The following is a 19,280-nucleotide window of genomic DNA, read 5'->3' as shown; positions in this document are numbered from 1 at the left end:
CTTCCTATTGAAATCACTATTTCCACGCATTGCCGCCTGGACCCTGCTTCTCCTGCTGGGCCTGGCGGCCATTGGCATCGCACTTGTCCTGAGCCTTGACTGGAATCGTGCAAGGCCATGGATCAATGAACGCGTCAGCGAAGCGACAGGGCGCCCGTTCGCCATACGGGGCGATCTGGTCTTGCAGTGGAACAACCCCGAGACTGAAACAGGCTGGCGCCGCTGGGTGCCTTGGCCGAGGCTGAGTGCGCAAGACATCACCCTGGGCAATGCCGATTGGAGCAAGACCGGTCCGCACCTGGCCGAGATCAGGCAGCTGACTTTTTCGCTGAATCCGCTTGCTTTGCTGAATCACACGATCCAGATTCCGACACTGGAGCTCGTCGGCCCCGTTCTTTCGCTGGAACGCACAGCAGACGGCAAGAACAACTGGACGCTGGCCGCCGACAACACAGCCCCTTCGGCCTGGAAACTCGACTTGCAGCGGTTGGTGCTGAACCACGGCACGGTGAAGCTCGCCGATGCGACGGAGAAGCTCAACCTCAAGGTCGACGTCGAAAGCCTGCCGAAGGAAAGCCCCGAGGGCTACGGCATCGGCTGGAAGCTCAGCGGCACCTTTCGCCAGACACCGCTGCACGGAAGCGGCCGGGCGGGCGCGGTGCTTTCACTGCAGCAGGACAAGAAGCCCTACCCGTTGCAGGCGAGCGTACAGATCGGCGCCACGCGCATCGACGTCGCGGGCACGTTGACCAAGCCCGATGCGCTGGCGGCGCTGGACCTGCGGCTGAAGCTCTCGGGCGCGAGCATGGCGCACCTGTACCCGATCACGGGCATCACGCTGCCGAACACGCCTCCGTTCAGCACCGAAGGCCATCTGGTCGGCAAGCTCGACAAGGCCGGTGGACGCTGGCTGTACGAGCACTTCAAGGGCAGCGTGGGTGCGAGCGACATCGGCGGCACGCTCGAATACATCTCGCAGCAGCCGCGGCCGCTGCTGCGCGGGCAGGTGCAATCCAACCAGCTGCGGCTGGAAGACCTGGCGCCGCTGATCGGCGCGGACTCCAACGCCAGCAAGGCCAAGCGGGGCGCCGCTGCCGTTCAGCCGGCGGACAAGGTGTTGCCGGTGGAGAAGTTCGACACGGCAAGCTGGGGCAGCATCGACGCCGACGTGAAGTTTGCCGGCCGCAAGATCATTCACGCGAAGGACCTGCCCATCGACAGCCTGGTTGCGGATCTGCATCTCAAGGACAGCGTGCTGTCGCTCACGCCGTTGAGCTTCGGCGTGGCGGGCGGCAACCTGGCCGCGACGGTGAAGCTCGACGGCAGGCAAAACCCGATTCGCGCGAACCTGCAGCTTTCGGCGCGCCGCCTGAAGATCAAGGAGCTTTTTCCGACGCTGAACACAATGCAGGCCAGCCTGGGCGAAGTCGGCGGCGACGCCGCGTTGTCCGCAACGGGCAACTCCGTTGCGGGCCTGCTGGGCACCTCCAACGGCGAGGTGAAAGCCCTGGTCAGCAAGGGCACGATGAGCAAGTTCCTGCTCGAAGCCATGGGCCTGAACATCGGCAGCGTGGTGGCGACCCAGATCTTTGGCGACAAGCAGGTACAACTGAACTGCCTGGCGAGCGACTTCAAGGTCACGCAGGGCGTGATGCAAACGCGATCATTTGTGCTGGACACCGATGAATCGATCATCAACGTGACAGGACAAATCAATTTGTCCAGCGAGCAACTGGCACTGGAGATCCAGCCGCGGAACAAGGCGCTGCGCGTGCTCTCGCTGCGTTCGCCGCTCTATGTGAAAGGCACCTTCAAGAACCCCGATGTCGGCGTCGACAAGGGCGCGGTTGCGCTCAAACTGGGTGCCGCAATTGCGCTGGGTGCCGTGGCTCCCGCTGCTGCATTGCTGCCGCTGCTGAACGTGGGGGCGGAGGAGTTTGCAGGCTGTGCGCCGCTGGAGGCCGCCGCAACAAAGAAGCCGCAGGCACCCGCTGCAAAGGCACCGGCGCGCTGACAGCGGGAACGCGTTGGCAGCGAGAGGCCCGTTATTTCTGCGGATTTACGCGTGCTGCGTGCGCCGCCCGGCACGCATCCGTTGCGCGGTACGAAGCCAACGCAAAACAGCGCGCCTCGGCCTCGCGCGCAAGCGCCTCTAGCGAGCGGCGTTCTTCGGCCGCGTCCACCTGAAATTCGACGAGCCACTTCATGATCATTGCCATGACGATGAGCAGGCCGATGAGGGCAGCCACCAATGTGCCGCGCCAGTTGCGGATGCGCAGGACCGAAGATTCCGAATTATTCATTGCTGTGGGTGTGCAAGCCGGCAAGATCAGAAGTTGCCCTGTTTGGCTTGGCCACGAAGATACGTGGTGCGCCCGAATTCCCACAGGAAATGTTTCACGTTCGGGATTGGTTTACGTGTAACACCGCAACTAGGGTACAACTCTGTCCAGTACGCCACACACCCTTCGGCGAAGTTCTCGCCACGCGGGAATTCGGCGTTCGCATTCAGTCAAACTCGGGTGCTGTACCTATCTTTTTTCCAACTGTTCTATTGAAAGGAACTCCTGTTTTGAACAAGACCGACCTCATTGCCGCAATCGCAGAAGACACCAACCTCAGCAAGGCCGACGCAGGCCGCGCATTCGACTCGGCGCTCGAGCATCTTTCGCGTGCCCTGGTGCGTGGAGAAACCGTTCAGCTGATCGGCTTCGGCACCTTTACCGTGGCGAGCCGCGCCGAGCGCCAGGGCCGCAACCCGTCGACTGGCGAAGCGATCACCATCAAGGCCAGCAAGAGCCCCAAGTTCGCCGCCGGCAAGGCGCTGAAGGACGCGATCAACCAGGTGAGCTGATCCATCGGGGCATCAGCCCCGATCCAAAGTTGGCGATTCGCCGGTTCGAACGCGTTTTCGGGCCGGCGCGCCAACCTGCAGCGCACGGCTCTGCACAAGGCCCGGCACCAGGGTCATCCATCGCCTTCGGGCAAAAACCTGAAATACGCTCGTGCAGGCTGCTTCTCGGGCAAGACGTAGATCACCCCACGCGCACTGCCAAACACCGGCTTCACATAGGTGTCGTAAAACGCCGCGGGCACATTGATGCAGCCGTAGGAGATGCGGTGATCTTCCGCATTTGCCGATGCAAGCCGCTCCAGCCGCCGCTCTGACTTGTTGTTCGTTCGAACGCGATGCATGGACACCGCCGCGCCGTAGTCCACCCAAACAATGTCTTCGCCTTGCAGGTTGATGCCAGGCTCTGAAACAAAACGCCCGGCGGGCGTGGTGCGTTCATCGGGGCGTATGTCGGAAAGCTTTCGCTCGCCGATGCCCGGCACCGACTCGTCTCCTTGCGCAAGCCCCAGCAGCACGGGCGATGCGCCTTGCAGGGTTCCGTCAGCACCAAAGATGAAAACGCGCGCCTTCTTCTTGTCGACGATTGCGAAAGGAAGGCCCTGGTTGTCTTGCACGCTGGTGGCTGCTTGCGCCAGCTGCCGCACTTCAACGGACGCTTCGGTGCTTGCGGAAGTCTCGGCAGCGCCGGTTGCCGCGTGAATGAAGGTTGCCCCGCATGCAAGCGCAAAAGACAGGAGCAGGGAGTTCTTCATAAGCGGAACAACATGGCGCGAGAACCCGGCTCGAAGCGTGGCCGCCAATCAGAATTGGCGGCCACACTGAGGCGCCGGAGGCGCATGGATCACCCGCGGTCAGCGCGGGCGCGGCGCACCGGCGGTACGGGCGCCGGCTCAGGTGCAGGCATTGGAGCGGCAACGGGTGCCGGTGCCGGCGTCGGCGCCGCCACGATGCGTACCGGCTCGGGTGCGGGTGCCGGGGCCGTGACACGAACAGGTACGGCGGGCATTGCGGCTTGCAGCGTGGTGCCGGTTTCGCCCATGGGACCGCCGGTCTGGTTCTGCTGTCCGGCCGGCATGTACTGGTTGCCCGAAATGGCAGGCATGTCGGTCTTTGCCGTCTGGGCAATGCCTTGCGCCATTGCCGGCGCGATTGCAAAGGCCATGGCCGTGGTCACCAGCATGTGAGCCATCGCGTGTTGAATTTTCATTTGTAATCTCCCTTGAGTCTTGATTCCGACTGCACCCCGGGGCGGATGCCCCGGCCCAGCGCAGCCTGCAATCAAGAACGCAGGGAGTTGCGCAAGGACGACAGCGTGCACTCGACGATCCGGAAAAGTCGTGAAATTTGACGCGCTTGCACGCGCTGTCGCGATGCATCGAAGGAGCCCAGCGCAGCGACGGCGCGACCTGGCTCCGCCAATGCATGCGGCATTACGCGCTGCGCCAGCCTCCGCCGAGCGCCTTGTAAAGATTGACCATGTTCACAGCCTGCTTGAGTTGCATCTCGATCAGCTGCTGTTGCTCCGAGTAGAGCTCGCGCTGCGCGTCCTGGCTGGAGAAATAATCTTCCAGCCCACCGCGGAACCGCGTGCGAGAAATGCTCGCCACTTTTTCGAGCGCCTGCACGCGAGCGTGCTGTGCCTCGAGCTGCGGACGCATGTGGTCGTCGGCAATCAGCGCATTGGCGGTCTCGCGAAACGCCACTTGCGCCGCGTACTCGTAGGAGGCCATGGCGGCCACCAGCCGTTCTTCGTTACCGGTGATGTTGGCCGAGCGACGGCCCCAGTCAAAAATGGGCAGCGAAACACCCAGCACGCCGGCCCAGCTCCTGTTGCCGCTGCTCAGCAGCGTCGACAAATCTCCGCTGATGCCGCCCGCCAGCGCCGTGAGCGAAATGGTGGGCAGCATGGCGGCCTTGGCCGCTCCCACGCCGGCGTTGGCGGCCTCCACCCGCGAATACGCCGCCAGAAGGTCCGGACGCCGCTGAAGCAGGCTGGACGGCAGACCCGCTGCCACCGATGCCGTCGAGCGCTCCGGCCAAGGCCGTGCGCTGCCCGTGTCGGGCGACACCGGTTGACCGACCAGCACGTTCAACCATTGCAGATCCTGTGCAACGCGCATGCGGAATTCTTCTTGCCGCACCCGTGCGTTCTGCAGCAGCGACTGCGCGCGGTACACGTCGAGCTGCGCAGCGCCGCCGGCCGCCTTGGCGCGGCCGATCATGTCGGCGTTGGAGGCCAGGCCGCTTTCGTTGGCATTTGCGAGCGCAAGCAATGCACGGTCGGCGCGCAGCGTCAGATAGGCGTTCGACACTTCGCCCACCAGGTTCATGCGGGCCGCGGCAAAGTCCTTGTCGCCCGCCTCGGCCAACGCGCCGGCTTGCTGCGCCGTGCTCTGCTGGCGCCCGAAGAAGTCGAGCTCATACGACGTGACGCCCGCCTGGATGTCGAAGCTGTTCGACACACGCCCGTCGGATGGCACATTGCCCACTGGGCTGAGCGAGCCTTGAGGCGTGGTTTGCGCGCGCTGCGCATGGCCCGACAACCCGATTTGCGGGAACAGAGAGGCGCGGCTTCCTGCATACACGGCTCGCGCTTCCCGGGCCTTCGCGGCATAGGCGCGCAGGTCGCGGTTCTGGGTGAGCGCAGTGGCGATGAGCCCGCGCAGTTCATCGTCCTGAACAAAGTTGCGCCATTCGACCGGCTCGGCATTGGGCGCCGCAGTACCCGCAGGGAATTGCGAAGGCAACGCCAGGTCGGGCTGCTTCATGGGCGGCGTCATGTTGCAACCACTCACCACCAGCACCACGCACACCGCCAGCACCATCAGGATGAGCCGCAGAGAAAAACGCACGAACCCCGCTTCGGGCGCGCCGAATCCTGCACTCGCGAGCAGCGCCGATGCGGCACGCCATGGCCGCACCTGAACCGCGACGTGGCTTGGGGGCACGTTGAACACATGGCTTACCAAACGTTCGCGCTGCGCCTCGGTGCCGGCAAATCGCAGTTCGGCACCGGCCGAGCTTTTGCCGGCAAGCTTCGCAGGCAACCAGCCGACCGGCTCGACGTACACCTCCAGCGGCTGCCCCACGCGCATGCGCTTGAGAGCGCGCGATTCGAGCAGCGCTCCATCCGCAGCAATGTTGACAAAGCGCGAGTCGATTTCGCCCGCGGCCGTTCGCAGCCGGGTGCGCGCGCGCCACGGAAAACGTTCTTCCTGATCGGGCCGCGGCAGATCGACGCAGGCGATGAGCGCCGCCAGGCAAAGAACAAGCGCAATGCCGGTCCACACCAGGTTGAGCTCGTCGCCCGGCGTGAGCTCTTCACCGCTCAAGGCCACCGATGCGCCGCCGAGCTGCAACGCCACCAGCAGCCCGCCGAACACCGCCACCAGCTTCCAGTGCACCACCGTCTTGGAGCGGTCGAGTCCCTTGTTCGTTACCTTGAACGGGCGGCCGAAGGGCCGCAGCATTGCGCTGGCCAGCGTGCCGGTGACGGCCATGGCGGCCACGAGCTGGCTCACTTCGCTGAACACCGGCAGGCAGCGCCGCTGGCTGATCCAGTAGCTGTAGGCCCAGAACATCATGAGCGGCGGCAACCCGAACGAGGCAAAGGCTTGCGGCGTGGCGTGGAACACCGACACGCCCGCATACCAGTACAGCGCAGGCGCCAGCATGATCATTGCCATGAAGGGCTTGCCCAGCCAATGCAGCAGCCCGTGCAAGAAGTGCAGCCGCGCCGACAAGCTGTAGCCCTTGCCGCGCAGCGGGCCGTTGGGCAGCAGCGCGAGCTGCACCGTGCCCAGGCACCAGCGGCTGCGCTGGTTGATGTAGTCGATGATGCTCTCGGCCGACAACCCGTTCGACAGCCGTTCGCCCAGCCAGCGTGTGACATGCCCGCGCCGCAGCAGCAGGTAGGTGGTGTGGATGTCTTCGCACACGCTGCCGACCGGGAAGCCGCCCGCGGCGGTGATCAGGTCGCGCCGCACGATGAACGACGTGCCCACGCAAAAAGCCGAGTCCGCCGCGTCCTTTGCAGGTTGCAGCACGTCGAAGAACACGCGCTGCTCGTCGACCCAGCTGTCGGTGGCGCGCAGGTTGTGCTGGATGGGGTCGGCGTTGTAATAGAACTGCGGGGTTTGCACCAGCCCGACCTTGCGATCTGCAAAGAGGCCGAGCATGCGGTAGATGATTTGCCGCTGCGGCGCAAAGTCGGCGTCCAGCACCAGGATGTACGGCGCGTTGGTTACGCCCGCAGAAATTTTCAGCCCGTTGTTCATGTTGCCCGCCTTGGCGTGGCTGTTGTCGGGCCGGCGCGCGTAGTGCACGCCCTTGCGTTCGCAATAGTCGCGCAGCCAGTCGCGCCGGGTGTCGTCCAGCACCCAGACGTTCACTCGGGGATAGTCGATGGCCTGCGCGGCGATGATGGTTTTTTCGAGCACCGCCAGTTCTTCGTTGTAGGTGCAGATGAACACATCCACCGCAGGCACCTTGTCGCCTCGGCGGCGCAGCTCAGCCTCGCCCAGGTCGGCCAGCTTCGTGTTGTCGCGGCGGCCCACCAGCATGTGAATGGACATCAGCGTGTAGACGATGGCCGTGAGCTCAAAGGCCAGGAACACCCATGCAAACAGCGTTTCAAAGCCCAGGTCCGAAGGCGGCATGGTGGCCACCACGCGCCAGACGGCATAGCGCATCAGCAGCAGCGCGGTGAGCGCGCCGAACACCATGCGATGGCTGGTGCGATCGACCCGCGCCAATGACATGAGGAGAAGCGCGAGCCCCGCAACAAGGGCGTTGAGCTGGAACTCCGGCGTAGCGATCAGGTTGGACATGATGGGATAGCTCCTGCGGCAATGGTCTTGCCGGTGAAGGGGTTGAAGCCGGTTGCGGCAAGCGCAATCCAGGCGGTGGCGCCCAAATGGGGCCAGCGGTAGTAGTAAAAATCGGCGCCCGTCGAGTCCGGCCCTATGGCCAGGCCGGTGGAAATGCGGGTGCTCGGGGTTGCGTAGTACAAGCCGTTGTCGGCGCGTTGCGATGCGAGCAGCTGCCACAGCGCCTCGGGCGCCGTGCCCTTGCGCGCCACCAGCGTGGCGGCGGCCTGCGCACTGCCCTCGGTCCAGATGCCATCGGGGTTGCGCGAGAAGCCGTAGCCCTCGGCGAAGCGATGGTTCTTTTCCACCCAGTCAAGGGCCCGCGTCCAGCCGCAAGAGCCTTCAGGCGCCGCCAGCAAAGGCCACAGCTGCGCATCGAGGCCCGAGGCTTCGGTGGAAATGGTGGCGCCGTCTTCTTTTGTGCCGATGTTGAAGCGCTGCTCCTGCGCATTCCACATGCGGTTGACGAAGTCGAGCGCGGTGCGGGCCTGCTGGCGTTCGGCGTCGTTGGGCCCGCCCGCGCGCGCGGCCCATGCTGCCGCCATGGCAATGTCGATGTTGTGCTCGGTGGACTTCCAGGTCTGCGCGCGCTGCGCGTTGTCCCAGCCGTACCAGCCGCCGTTGTAGCCGTCGGGCGCATTTTTGGCGCGGGTGCGCTGCTCGATCCAGCCCAGCAGCTTGCGCGCGCTGGCCAGGTAGGCCGGCGACCGCTCCGCTTCCGAGAGGTTCAGCAGCAGCAAGGCGGCCCACGCCACGTTGCCGGTGGCGGTGCTCACCTGGTAGGCGTCGGCAATCCATTGCTTCTTGCCCGCATCCCAGCGGCCCGGCAGCGCCGCCTTGTCTTCGGTCATGGGGCCGGCGCGATAGGCGTTGCGCACGCGGCCGTCGGGCATGCCCGGGTCGCGCTCCATCGCGCGCACCACGGCGTCTGCGATGCGCTTGGCCGAAGCCGCGTCGCCGCAGGCCAGCAGCGCAATGCCGGCCAGTGCGTTGTCGTAAGTAAAGGCTGCGCCGGCCAGCGCGGGCTCCAGCGGCGGGCCCTGCTTGTTGTCCGCAAGCCGGTAGCTGGCAAGAAACAGCGGCCCCGAGGCTGCGCCCTTCTGGTCTTCAACCACCGCGCGGCGCAGCCCCTCGCAGCTTTGGCGCGCGAGCTGCTGCTGCGTGGCGCCAGGCTTTTGCGCATGGGCCGCGGGCATCAGCAACATCGACACCATCGATGCGACAGCGCAATGCGCCAAGGTGCGCAGAATGGAGGAGAGAACCTGCATGGGCTTGTTCCGGCTGGGCGGTGCATTTCTGCCCGCGCTCAAGATCTTTGAAGAGTGGCCGTCACCACCTTGCCGGGCGCGCACATGTTGCTGCCCCCGTCGGCCGGAGCCGCTGGCGCCTCTTTGCTTTCGATGCGCGCCACGGCGTAGAGGGAGCCCTGCTCCGCATAGGGGAACGGCACGCTGTAGGTGCTTTGCAGCTCTTCTGAAGCCACCGGCAGCAATTGCTCTACCCGCGCCGGCATCGACTTGGAGCTTTCGCCGATCTTCACGTCGAGCATGGAGCCGATGCCCAGCCGCTTGGCCACACGCGCCGGAAACACCGCCACCACGCCGAGCCGGCTGCAGTCGGTCACGCGCACCAGCGATGCACCGGCCGTAACGTAGGCGCCCTCTGGTGCGAGCACCGAGTGAACCTGCCCGGCCTGCGTGGCCTTGATCTCGTAGGAAGACAGCTTTTCGACCCGGCGGCGCTCCTCGTCTTCGAGTTGAATGACCTGCTTGAGCTGTTGAAGGATGGCGGTGCCGTCCTGCTGGGCGCGGCCCACGCTGTTGCGCAGCGCCTCGCGGCGGCTCGCCAGCGTCTGGAAAAGGCTGTTGCCGCTGGTGCCCACAAAGGCACCCTGCCCTGCGCTTGCCACCGTTTGGGCCTGGCCGGCAAACGCCTGCTCCGCCACCGCGGCGGTGGCTTGCGCCGTGTTCAGCTGCGCCACGGACGCGTTCATGACCTGCTCGCTGATGGCGCCTTCCGCCAGCAAGGCCTGGTTGGTCTTGACCTTGTTTTCCTGCTCTTCGACCATGCTGTGCGCCGCGTCGCGCTGCCGGCGAGCAACCTGCCAGGCCTCCCACGCCTGAGCCACCGAGGCTTGGCGGTGAACGTTGGCCTCTTGGCCGACGGACTTCATCTCCTGGTTGTCGGCCTTGAACTGGTTGCCCAGCTGCGCCAACTGGCTTTGCAGCGCCAGGTGCTGCGAGCGCAGCGTGGTCAGGATTTCCTGGTTGACGGTCGGGTTGCGCACCGTGGCCACCACCGTGCCGGGCTGCACCATGTCACGCGAATGCACCACCATTTGCGTGACCACGCCGTTGATGGGCGACGTGATCAAGGCCACCGGCGCCTGCAGCACCGCCCGGGTGGCCTGCGAAGACAGCAGCGGCTGCACCAGCGTGGAAACCATCAGCCACAGCACAAAGGCCAGCAGCACATAGCCGGCCAGTTTGGGAACAAAGGCGCCCGATTGCCGGCCCCGGCAGCCGCCGCGCCGAACGCGGCGCGCCCTGCTGCTGCCGGTGCGGCGCTGGCCACGAAAGAAAACGAATGAAGGCAGTTTCGACACACGCATACCTCACCTCTTGATGCGAAGGCGTGCGCCGAAGCGATCGGCGCAACACTCGTGAATGAAAAGGGAACTTGCCCTGAAGCCTGGTGGAACAGCCCGCCCTTGAAGGGCGCCGCATCCGCATGCTGCAGTGCAATAAGAAGGTACGGCGAAAGGCGAATAACCACTGCATCCGTGCGCAACAAGATGTGCGGACTTCACATTCCGGCGACACACACTGGTTGAGCAAAGGTCCTACACGACTGTCGGCTTTGACAGAGTTGACAACAAAAGGCCTCATGCGGCAGGCAACGGCCGCTTGCGCCCAGGGCGCCCCAGTGAGCCCGGGAACAGGAGCCCCGAAATCACCGGCGCCCAAAAGTCCGGCGGCCGACATGTCACGATCCGCCGCGCGGGGGGTGGCTGAACATATCCGGTAACCAAGCTGATCCGACTCTGACGGTTTTGGGCAACGCCGGGCCGACCCACTGCCGGGCGGCTTCAAGAGGGCCGCATTTACATCCGCAATACCTGGGAAACAGCGCAATACATGCGCGGTCGAAGCTGGCTTCATAGTGCTTTTCCGCGATTTGCAGCGCCCTGCCAGGCTGCCAAAAAACCGCTATCCCACACCGCTCTTCGGGCCAGTTGCCGAGCGGCCACCGGAGCACAGGTCGTGTCATTGCTGCCTACAAGCACCGCCTTCGCCGAGTTGTTCTGTAGAAAAAGCGTGCGTTCTTCAGGCACATGCCCCATGCCCGACGCCCTGATGAGTAGAGCTTTTTGGTTAATGCGCTGTAACGCCACTGAATACTATTGGCCGCATCACGATGCCCGCCGAATCCGGCTGCACGCCACCAGCCGACCACCACTACCCGAGGAAAGCATCTCTTCTTTTTTCAACTGAGCAGACTTGTCGAAGCAGCCCTTCGCCGCCGCGCACACCTCAGCGCCGCGGGCCGACGTTTTTTGGTCGAGCTTGCCCTCAACTAATAACGAATGACGTTTCCGGCAACGTCAGAAGGGCATGCCATGTCCATCACGCGCTTCGCCATTCGCACGCTTGTTTGCGTTGCAGCCGTTCCCGCCATTTCAGACGAGCCCCCTGGACCGCACGACCGCGTGTACCTGAGCAAGGCCGAGATCGAGAGCACCTTGATCGGCAAGCCCATCGTCTCGAGCAATCTTGCGAGCGGCATGATCTCGCGCTGGCAGTTTTATGCCGACGGCCGCGTCGACTTTGTCAACCGAAGCGGCCCCGGCCGCGCCTCGGGCAAGTGGTTTCTGAACCCCGACGGCGCCATGTGCGTGACCATGGTGGCCCGCACCGGCTGCCGCTACTGGTTCAAGTACGAGAAGGACGGCGCCATTGCAAATGCCAACACCAGGGAGCCCACCGCGCCCACGGTGGCGGAGATACGGTTCGAGCAGCCGTGAAACCATCAGGGCACGCCTGCCCTGCACTACTTAGGCACGCCCGATGAAAGCAGCCACCCCGTCGCGAAATGCCTGGCTGCCATACACCTCCTCGATCAGGTCATCGTCATCCAGCCGCTGCTCGACGACGATGCGGCGAATGCTCTCCTTCACGGCCTTGTGCGTGACCGGCGACAGCGCCATGAGCCGCTCTGCCAGGGCAAGGGCCGCGGCATCCAGTTCGCCCGGCGTACAGGCCGCATGCACATAGCCGCAGGCCAGCGCTTCCTGCGCCGTCAGGTAGTCGGCCAGCAGCAGCATGCGCTTGACGCGCGGCACGCCCAGGGCGGCCTGCAGCCGCGCGATGTTGCGCGACGACAAGGTGTTGGACAGCGTCTTGGCAATCGGCGCACCAAAGCGCGATGCGTCGCTGCAGACCCGGAAATCGCAGGCCGTGGCCAGGGCCAGGCCGCCGCCGACGGCCCAGCCGTCGACCACGGCCACGGTGGGCACGGCAATGCGCTCGACCGCATCGATGACGCGCTCCACGAAAGCCTCGTAGGCAATGCCGTCGCGGCCGCCCTGGAAGTCCTTGAAATGGCCGATGTCCGTGCCCGAGATGAATGACTTGCCCCCCGCCCCCTTGAACAGCACGCTGCGCACCGCCGGGTTTCGCACGCACGCGCCGATGTGGTCCAGCAGCGCCTCGTACATCGGCAGTGTCATCGCGTTGTGGCGCTCGGGGCGATGGATCACGATCTCGGCCACGCCCGAGGCACGGACTCCCAGCCGCACGCATTCAGCTGAACTCACAGGGCCTCCGCCGCGCCGGCCGGCGTGTTGATCTCGGCCAGGATTTCCTCGTTGTGTTCGCCCAGCAATGGCGGGTGCCGGCGCACCTGCTGCGGCGTGCCCAGCAGCTTGACGGGAAAGCCGATGTTCTTGACCTTGCCCTCGATCGGATGGTCGATCTCCATGCACATGCGGCGGTGCGTGCCGTGCTCGCCCTCGAACGCCTCCGGATACGACAGGATGGGCCCGGCCGGGATGCCGGCGGCCAGCATGGCGTCGATCCAGTCGGCGCTGTTTCGCTGGCCGAACTCCCGTTCGAGTGCCTCGATCAGCGCCTCGCGGTTCTTCAGCCGCAGCGACACGCTGGCGTAGTCCGCGTGCTCGACGAGGTCTGGCCGCTGCAGCAGTTCGCACAGCCGGGTCCAGAGCTTCTGGTTGGTCGCGCCCATCACGAAGTAGCCGTCGCGCGCCTTGACCGCCTGGTATGGCGCGCTCATCTTGTTGCTGGTGCCCAGCGGTGTCGGCCGCGTGCCCGTGCCCCAGTACTCGGACATGTCCCAGATCGAGAAGGCCATGGCCGCGTCGAACAGCGAGGCGTCGATGTGCTGGCCCACGCCCGACTTCTGCGCGCCGATGTAGGCCGCGAGCAGCGCGTAGGTGGCAAACAGCGCGCAGCCGATGTCGGCCACCGGCACGCCGGCCTTGACCGGCTTCTCGCCGGGGTAGCCGGTCACGCTCATCACGCCAGACATGGCCTGCGCCATCAGGTCGAAGCCCGGCCGGTCGGCCCACGGGCCGCTCTGGCCGAAGCCCGAGATGCTGACGTACACGATCTTCGGGTGGATCTTCTTGATCGACTCGTAGTCGATGCCCAGGCGCTGCACCGCGCCGGGGCGGTAGTTTTCGACGATCACGTCGGCGGTCTGGGCCAGCTTGTAGAAGGACGCACGGTCTTCCTCGTTCTTGAGGTCCAGCGTCAGCGAGCGCTTGTTGCGGTTCATGTTCAAAAAGCCCATGCTGTCCGGCCCCTTCATCTTGAAGCCCATGGCGCCGCGGGTCTGGTCGCCGCTCGGCGGCTCGACCTTGATCACATCGGCGCCCAGGTCGGCCAGCAGCATGCAGGCGAACGGCCCGGCCATGACCTGGCTCACGTCCAGCACCCGGATGCCCTGCAGCGGCAGTTGTCGCGCGTGGTTCATTTTTTCAGCTCTCCTCGGTGACCTTGGCGGTGCGCACCACGTCGCCCCATTTCTTGAACTCGGCAGCCATGAAAGCCGCGAACTTGTCGACGGAACCGCCGCCGTCCTCCACGCCGTAGCCGTCGAAGCGCGCAACCACGTCCGGCAGCGCCAGCACCTTGTTGATGTCGGCATTGATCTGCAGGGCCAGGTCCCTGGACATGTCCTTGGGGCCGACCACGCCATACCAGCTGGATACGTCGAAGCCCTTGAAACCCTGCTCGTCCATGGTCGGCATTTCTGGAAAGCCCTTGGCCCGCTGCAGGCGCGTCTGGACGATGCCCGTCATGCGCTTGGCCTTGACCTGGGCCGTGGCCGCCGTCATGGTGTCGAAGCTGTAGTCGATCTGCCCGCCGATCAGGTCCGTCTGCATCGGACCCGACCCCTTGTAGGGCACGTGGATGCTCTTGACGTTGGCGGCCATGTTGAACATTGCGGCCGCCAGGTGCTGCACCGATCCCGTGCCGGAGGAGCCGAAGCTGATCTTCCCCGGGCTCTTTTTGCACTGCTCGACCACCTCCTTGACCGAGCCGGTGGAATTCTTCGCGCTGGTCACCAGGATGTGCGGCGTGGCGCCGACCATGGCAATGGGCGCGAAGTCTTTCAGCGGGTCGTAGGTGATGCTCTTGAAAATGTGCGGCGAGATGGCATGCGTGTTGACATGGGCCATCAGCAGGTTCACGCCTTCGGTGAACCGGGTCCGCGCAAAGAAGTCCGCCGCCAGCGCGCCGGTGGCGCCGGGCTTGTTCTCGACCACCACCGAGCGGCCCCACAGCTCCGAGAGCTTCTGCCCCACGATGCGGGCGAACACATCGGTGCCGCCGCCCGGCGCCCAGCCCACGTAGATCTTGACGATGCCCTTGGGCAGCTCCGTGGCCGCGAGGGCCCAGGGCGCGGCCAGCGCGCCGGCGCTGGCCGCAATGAAGCTTCGGCGTTTCATCATGTCGTGCGTCCTTTGTCTCTGTCGTAGTAGTAGTGCCGCTACTCTCCCGTAGCGCAGAGGACGTCGCAAGAATGTGAAAGGCATGCCTGGCTTCGCAATCCGCGAAGCCGCAGCCGCAAAAGGGCCGCTTTCTTCCTAGGCTTTGTTGCCGATCAACTGGGCCACCACGTTGCGCAGCGTCTGCTCCTGCGCGTGGCCTTCCACGCAGGACAGCACATAGGCGCGGTGGTGCCAGTCGCCTTGTATTTCGGCCGAGCCCAGGTCGTCTTCGGGGTGAAAGCTGCGCAGCACCTCGGGCGGCATCAGGCCCACACCCAAGCCATGGCGCACCAGCGCCAGCATGGTGTCGAAACCGCTGGTCGAGAAGTTGTTGGGGAACGATCGGCCGCGGCTGCGGTAGGCCCCCTGCAAGGCCGACAGAATCGCCGAGCCCTTGCCGAGGCTCACGATCGGCAGGTCCAGAAAGTCGTCGATGCCCAGGGGCCCTTCCGCCGCAAACTGGAAATGCCGGCGGCTGTACACGAGCACCAGCCTGTCCTGCCGGTAGTCGAACTTCGGCAGATCCAGGAACCCGCTCTTCTTCTCATAGATGCCGACGTCGATCACCTTGTCGCGCAGCAACTGCTGCACGATCTTGCTGTTCTCTTCCATGATCTTCAGCGTGATCTGCGGGTAGGCGTCGCGCAACCGGGCGATGTCCTTCGCAAGGAACTGGATGATGGCCGCCTTCGGCGCGCCGATGAGGATGCGCCCATCCTGGCCGCGGCACAGCACCTGGGCATCGCCCTCGAGCCGGCCAATGAGGTTGTCGATCTGCCGGATGTGCGCCATCAGCCGGCTGCCGGCCTCGGTAATCAACACGCCGTGGGGCACCCGCTTGAACAGCCTGGCGCCCAATTGCGCCTCCAGGTCCGTCACGCGCTTGGACGCGGCGGCCACCGCCAGGCTCAGCTTGTCGGCGGCCCGCGAAATGCTGCCTTCCTCGGCAATGCACAGAACGAGTTGGACGGTGGTGGAGTCGAGCTTCATGGGGGTCGTTATTGCACTGTTAGTTATGAGCGATATGTAATACCAAATGTGTACAACTTTGCGTCGCTCCACCGTCCAAACCGCCCATCACAGAGGGGGAGTTGTCCACCACTGCGGTGGATAAGACGGTGGAAAAGCCTCTGCGCAGGCAGGCGCCCTGCGCACCCCGCAACAGTACGCGTACTCTGGACGGACCCGAAGTGGCCCATGGCAAGACGGCGGGTATCACTTCACGGAACTCTCGCACGGACTTCACGTTGACTTCGCCCGCCGCACGCACACTGCCTTCCGACAGCGGCCGGCGTTGGTAGAGGCAAGGGAACAAAGATCCGCTCAGGGAAAAAACGCCTCGATGCCGCCCGCTGTCACCTTTCAAGATCCGGGCAAGCCCAGTGACCGCGCGGCGCCACATACGGAGGGCACAAGAAAAGCTCAGTCGACGATGCGCCCGGCGCGCCGCGCCAGCCGCGCGTATTCGCTCAAGGGCTTGTTCGCCTTCCAGTACAGGTCGCGCTCGATGCCCAGGGTGCCGCCCATCAGCCGGATCGACATCAGCGCGCGCGCGGATACATGGCCCGGCGCAGGCGCGCCCATGCCAAGGTCGCACAAGCCATAGGCCGTGTCTGCGTCGTCGGGGTTCAGTTCAGTGATGAGCCACCTGGCGGCGCCGCGCGGGTTGAGCCACTTGACCACCGGATGCGGATCGAAGCGAGGGTTGCTGCGCGACGCCTTGCCGTTGGCCAGCAATAGTCGGTGCAACTCGGGGGTGATGAGTTCCAAGAAAGGCCTCCAAGGTCGCTGCCTGAACGAACTCGGACAGTGATCTTTCAAGCATGTCTTAAAGAACACATTGTCGAGTATGTGCCGTTTAAGACGTTTCCTTGAGGTGCACATTTCTTCACGCTCGAAGCGATGAAAAATGCCAGCCGAAGAGCCACTCCCCCGCCAGCACCTGCTGCTGGAACCTTGCCGAATGAAGTAACGCTGGCGCTAGGGAAGAACTTGAAGAAGCTGAGACTTGCCGCTGGCAAGACTCAAGTGGCCCTGGCCTACGACGCGGAGGTCGAGCGGTCCCGGATCTCCAAGCTCGAAGGAGGTCACATCAATCCCTCGGTGATGACGCTGGCAACCCTCTGCTACAGCTTGGGGACTACGTTGCCTGTGCTTTTCGAAGGAATCGTGGCTACAAACGCTCCGACATCGGAAGGTGGTTTGCTGCGGAGAAAGAATCAGGCCGTCTTGAACAAGCCCGCGAAGCCTGCAGGCAAGCCCTTACGCAGGAGTTGAACTCTTCTGCGTGCTCCCTTCATGTTGGATTCCACCGATCTCTGACCCGAGATTTCCATCGAATACTGACCCACACGCTTTGTGAGCCCGAAGGCTTCACGATGTGGATAAGTGCTTGATGTTCTCCTTTTTAGATTGAGTGTGTGGATCTGCCGTAGATTGCGCCGCTGTTTCCGCGATTTGGTGGCCTCGATCGCGAGCCAGGTCGCGAGCTTCTCGGCATAGGGGGCGAGCTTGCTCGAGCTCGCCCGCTTGGCGTAGCGCGGCGCTTCTTCGCCGGCTCGCAGGTACTTCTTTACGGTGTTGCGAGACAGGCCTGTACGCTTGGCTATCTCGCGAATGGACATCTGCTCGCGCAGGGCCCAGCGTCTGATGACACTCAATGTCGCCACGTCTATCACTCCTAGGATCCCCTGCTTTAAAAATGAGCAGGGTAGGGTTTTACGTGGGTCAGTCTTAGACGGAAATTAGTGCGCTAGCCGGGTCAATTTTCAGTGGCAATCAACATTTAAAGGTTTCGATGTTCCTCGGATCCTCTTTTTTTCAGCATCCGAGTAACTCGACATTTCTACCTCGGCTTGACTTGGCAGAGGTCAGAAAATCGCTCTTTCAAAATGAGACCTGCATTCTCGTACTGCGTTGCCTCGAATTCCCTCTTCGACGCCGCCATCCGAGCCAGCCAAGAAGCATCCACGCAGCTGCTCGCCGTCCTTGCGCTGCAGGACGCGGGCGTCACGGGCACGGCGTCTGTCGCCAAAACCGCATCGCCGCGCATCGCATCCAGACCCAGCGAATCGTGCTGAACAAGGAGCCGCTGCAATCCCGGTGGCAATCGGGAGCGCAGCGGATGCGAATCAACTTCTTTCTCGAAAATAGCGGTCAAAGCGTCAAGGTACGCCTCGTCGGAAAATCCATCGCTCGGCCGGATGCTGTCGAGCAACCGGCTGTTGAGCAAAGTACGATCGAAAGCGCTGCTATTGGCCACTAGCAGCGGATAGAACTGACTTTTCCGCAGGAAGGCGAGCGCCCTGGCGGCAATCCAAGGAGCTCGCTTGCCAGTGTTGACATCGACGAACCCGGCGGCGATCTCCAACTCGGCGCGCTCGAAAGACAGATACTCCACGAACTCACCGTAGCCCGGTGAACGCATGATCGTGGAGATCAACTCGATCTGGGCATCGGATAGCCTATTTTGGATGACAGCATCCTGCAGTTGAGGATGGACCGTAAAAAGCGTCGACGAATTCGGATCGGATGCGCCGAGCGATTTGAGCAATGCCTCCGCGAAGTCATCAAATCTTGGGTTCTTGGGTGTTTCCCGAAAATTCGGGCACTTGTTCAAGAGCAATGTCCGCGATGCAAGTTCGCGTGCAACTTGCAGGTGATAGATGCGTCCTTCGAGTTCGATCCGAGCTTGCGGCGAACCGCGGATGACATCTCGCAGGAATGCGCTGACCTCTTGGGCATTGGCACCGCAGCAAAAAATGGGGGCCATGCCGAAGATGGTCAAGCAAACGAACCGACGGAGATGGGCACACATGTGGTACATCCCAGCCCCGCGCTACTTGCCTGCCTTGAGCATGACATACGCTTCGCCACCCGAACGGTCGTGCTGAAAGATGAACATCTGACCTGCGACAGCGGCCCTGAACGGCACCTTGGATGCTGGGGACGCATTGGCGGCACGCGCAACAGACTGCAGGAAGACTCTTGTGAGCCCACGGTCGGTTTGGGACGGCGTCGTGATGGCGCACTCAATTCCTTCCTTGATCTGTACGCCCAGGCTTTGGTCTCGGTTGAAACCCATCTTTCCCGGGCCAAGTGACGTGAAGTCCGATACACCAAACGCGCCGGCGGCGCCCGCGGCACGAGCGAAGGTAGGCGCTGTCTTGAGGCAGATTTCTTCGAATGCCCTGATGGCTTCGGGCGTGTTTGGCGATACAGCTTCGACCGTCGTCGGTCGACTGCCGGAAGCGCAACCTGCCAACGCGACAACGGCAAGGATCGAGGAGAGGTATTTCATATTTTTTCGCGAAAAAAGTGTGTCGAATGGAAGATGAGGTCAAGGAAGTTCTCACCGACAAAATGTCTGTGACAAAGATCGAGCCCGGCCAATCTTCTCAGGTGGCGCTCAACCGGCACCATGCTGGCCGTCAATTAAGTCGCACTCCGCGCACTTCAAGAATAGGAGAGGTCAAAAGAAATATGCGTCTTGACTTGCCTGCGTGGGGTCTGATTTCCTCAAACCCTGGCAAAGAGATAGACA

17 protein-coding genes and 1 pseudogene are annotated in these 19,280 nt (G+C 63.5%); 4 read left to right on the top strand and 14 right to left on the bottom strand.

From position 1 onward, the window contains the following. The first annotated feature begins 7 nt into the window (after positions 1-7). On the top strand, positions 8-2,014 hold the full coding sequence (locus ABIC94_RS19810) for an AsmA family protein (RefSeq protein ID WP_354374684.1): 2,007 nt from the start codon (positions 8-10) through the stop codon (positions 2,012-2,014). Between the two features lie 31 nt (positions 2,015-2,045). Here the strand turns inward: ABIC94_RS19810 and ABIC94_RS19805 are convergent, their stop codons facing one another. Continuing rightward, the gene (locus ABIC94_RS19805; protein WP_354374683.1) at positions 2,046-2,303 is read right to left on the bottom strand and encodes a hypothetical protein; all 258 of its coding nucleotides are present in this window, start codon (positions 2,301-2,303) and stop codon (positions 2,046-2,048) included. A 269-nt stretch (positions 2,304-2,572) separates the two neighbouring features. On the opposite strand from ABIC94_RS19805, the gene ABIC94_RS19800 reads away from it, so the two are divergent. Next, positions 2,573-2,854 carry an HU family DNA-binding protein gene (locus tag ABIC94_RS19800; RefSeq protein WP_354374682.1) on the top strand — a complete coding sequence of 94 codons (282 nt, stop codon included), beginning with the start codon at positions 2,573-2,575 and terminating at the stop codon, positions 2,852-2,854. 113 nt (positions 2,855-2,967) lie between these two features. Here ABIC94_RS19800 and ABIC94_RS19795 read toward each other — a convergent pair whose 3' ends face one another. From ABIC94_RS19795 to ABIC94_RS19775, 5 genes are all read right to left on the bottom strand, one after another. Then, positions 2,968-3,606 (bottom strand): L,D-transpeptidase, encoded by a 639-nt coding sequence (locus ABIC94_RS19795; RefSeq protein WP_354374681.1) that lies wholly within the window; start codon positions 3,604-3,606, stop codon positions 2,968-2,970. Between the two features lie 89 nt (positions 3,607-3,695). Beyond that, positions 3,696-4,061: a hypothetical protein gene (locus ABIC94_RS19790; RefSeq protein ID WP_354374680.1), complete on the bottom strand. Its 366-nt coding sequence runs from the start codon at positions 4,059-4,061 to the stop codon at positions 3,696-3,698. Between the two features lie 223 nt (positions 4,062-4,284). Continuing rightward, on the bottom strand, positions 4,285-7,683 hold the full coding sequence (locus ABIC94_RS19785; RefSeq protein ID WP_354374679.1) for an efflux transporter outer membrane subunit: 3,399 nt from the start codon (positions 7,681-7,683) through the stop codon (positions 4,285-4,287). Beyond that, complete coding sequence (locus tag ABIC94_RS19780) at positions 7,671-8,990, bottom strand: hypothetical protein (RefSeq protein ID WP_354374678.1); 1,320 nt, start codon at positions 8,988-8,990, stop codon at positions 7,671-7,673. Before ABIC94_RS19780 ends, ABIC94_RS19785 begins: the two co-directional genes overlap by 13 nt. Positions 8,991-9,028: 38 nt before the next feature. Beyond that, entirely contained in the window at positions 9,029-10,333 is a 1,305-nt protein-coding gene (locus ABIC94_RS19775; protein WP_354374677.1) for an HlyD family efflux transporter periplasmic adaptor subunit, read from the bottom strand. A gap of 1,008 nt (positions 10,334-11,341) precedes the next feature. Here ABIC94_RS19775 and ABIC94_RS19770 point away from each other — a divergent pair. Next, entirely contained in the window at positions 11,342-11,746 is a 405-nt protein-coding gene (locus ABIC94_RS19770; protein WP_354374676.1) for a hypothetical protein, read from the top strand. A gap of 30 nt (positions 11,747-11,776) precedes the next feature. Here the strand turns inward: ABIC94_RS19770 and ABIC94_RS19765 are convergent, their stop codons facing one another. From ABIC94_RS19765 to ABIC94_RS19745, 5 genes are all read right to left on the bottom strand, one after another. Then, entirely contained in the window at positions 11,777-12,538 is a 762-nt protein-coding gene (locus ABIC94_RS19765; protein WP_354374675.1) for an enoyl-CoA hydratase, read from the bottom strand. After that, positions 12,535-13,716, bottom strand: coding sequence for a CaiB/BaiF CoA transferase family protein (locus tag ABIC94_RS19760; protein ID WP_354374674.1), 1,182 nt, complete (start codon positions 13,714-13,716; stop codon positions 12,535-12,537). Before ABIC94_RS19760 ends, ABIC94_RS19765 begins: the two co-directional genes overlap by 4 nt. Positions 13,717-13,720: 4 nt before the next feature. Next, positions 13,721-14,695 (bottom strand): Bug family tripartite tricarboxylate transporter substrate binding protein, encoded by a 975-nt coding sequence (locus ABIC94_RS19755; protein ID WP_354374707.1) that lies wholly within the window; start codon positions 14,693-14,695, stop codon positions 13,721-13,723. A gap of 138 nt (positions 14,696-14,833) precedes the next feature. Continuing rightward, positions 14,834-15,727 carry a LysR family transcriptional regulator gene (locus ABIC94_RS19750; protein WP_354374673.1) on the bottom strand — a complete coding sequence of 298 codons (894 nt, stop codon included), beginning with the start codon at positions 15,725-15,727 and terminating at the stop codon, positions 14,834-14,836. A gap of 432 nt (positions 15,728-16,159) precedes the next feature. Next, positions 16,160-16,507 (bottom strand): DUF2958 domain-containing protein, encoded by a 348-nt coding sequence (locus ABIC94_RS19745; protein ID WP_354374672.1) that lies wholly within the window; start codon positions 16,505-16,507, stop codon positions 16,160-16,162. A 132-nt stretch (positions 16,508-16,639) separates the two neighbouring features. Here ABIC94_RS19745 and ABIC94_RS19740 point away from each other — a divergent pair, with 132 nt between their 5' ends. Further along, positions 16,640-17,014, top strand: coding sequence for a helix-turn-helix domain-containing protein (locus ABIC94_RS19740; protein ID WP_354374671.1), 375 nt, complete (start codon positions 16,640-16,642; stop codon positions 17,012-17,014). 143 nt (positions 17,015-17,157) lie between these two features. Here ABIC94_RS19740 and ABIC94_RS19735 read toward each other — a convergent pair. The 3 genes and pseudogenes from ABIC94_RS19735 to ABIC94_RS19725 form a co-directional block, all read right to left on the bottom strand. Continuing rightward, positions 17,158-17,415 (bottom strand): annotated as a pseudogene (locus ABIC94_RS19735) (helix-turn-helix domain-containing protein); the annotation flags it as partial. A gap of 167 nt (positions 17,416-17,582) precedes the next feature. Continuing rightward, complete coding sequence (locus ABIC94_RS19730) at positions 17,583-18,524, bottom strand: hypothetical protein (RefSeq protein ID WP_354374670.1); 942 nt, start codon at positions 18,522-18,524, stop codon at positions 17,583-17,585. Between the two features lie 51 nt (positions 18,525-18,575). Then, the gene (locus ABIC94_RS19725) at positions 18,576-19,037 is read right to left on the bottom strand and encodes a hypothetical protein (protein ID WP_354374669.1); all 462 of its coding nucleotides are present in this window, start codon (positions 19,035-19,037) and stop codon (positions 18,576-18,578) included. Positions 19,038-19,280: the final 243 nt, after the last annotated feature.

The sequence above is a fragment of the Variovorax paradoxus genome, assembly GCF_040544635.1.
Lineage (GTDB): Bacteria > Pseudomonadota > Gammaproteobacteria > Burkholderiales > Burkholderiaceae_C > Variovorax > Variovorax paradoxus_R.
The sequence above is the reverse complement of the archived record's forward strand: the minus strand, read 5'-3'. Positions and strand labels throughout refer to the sequence as shown.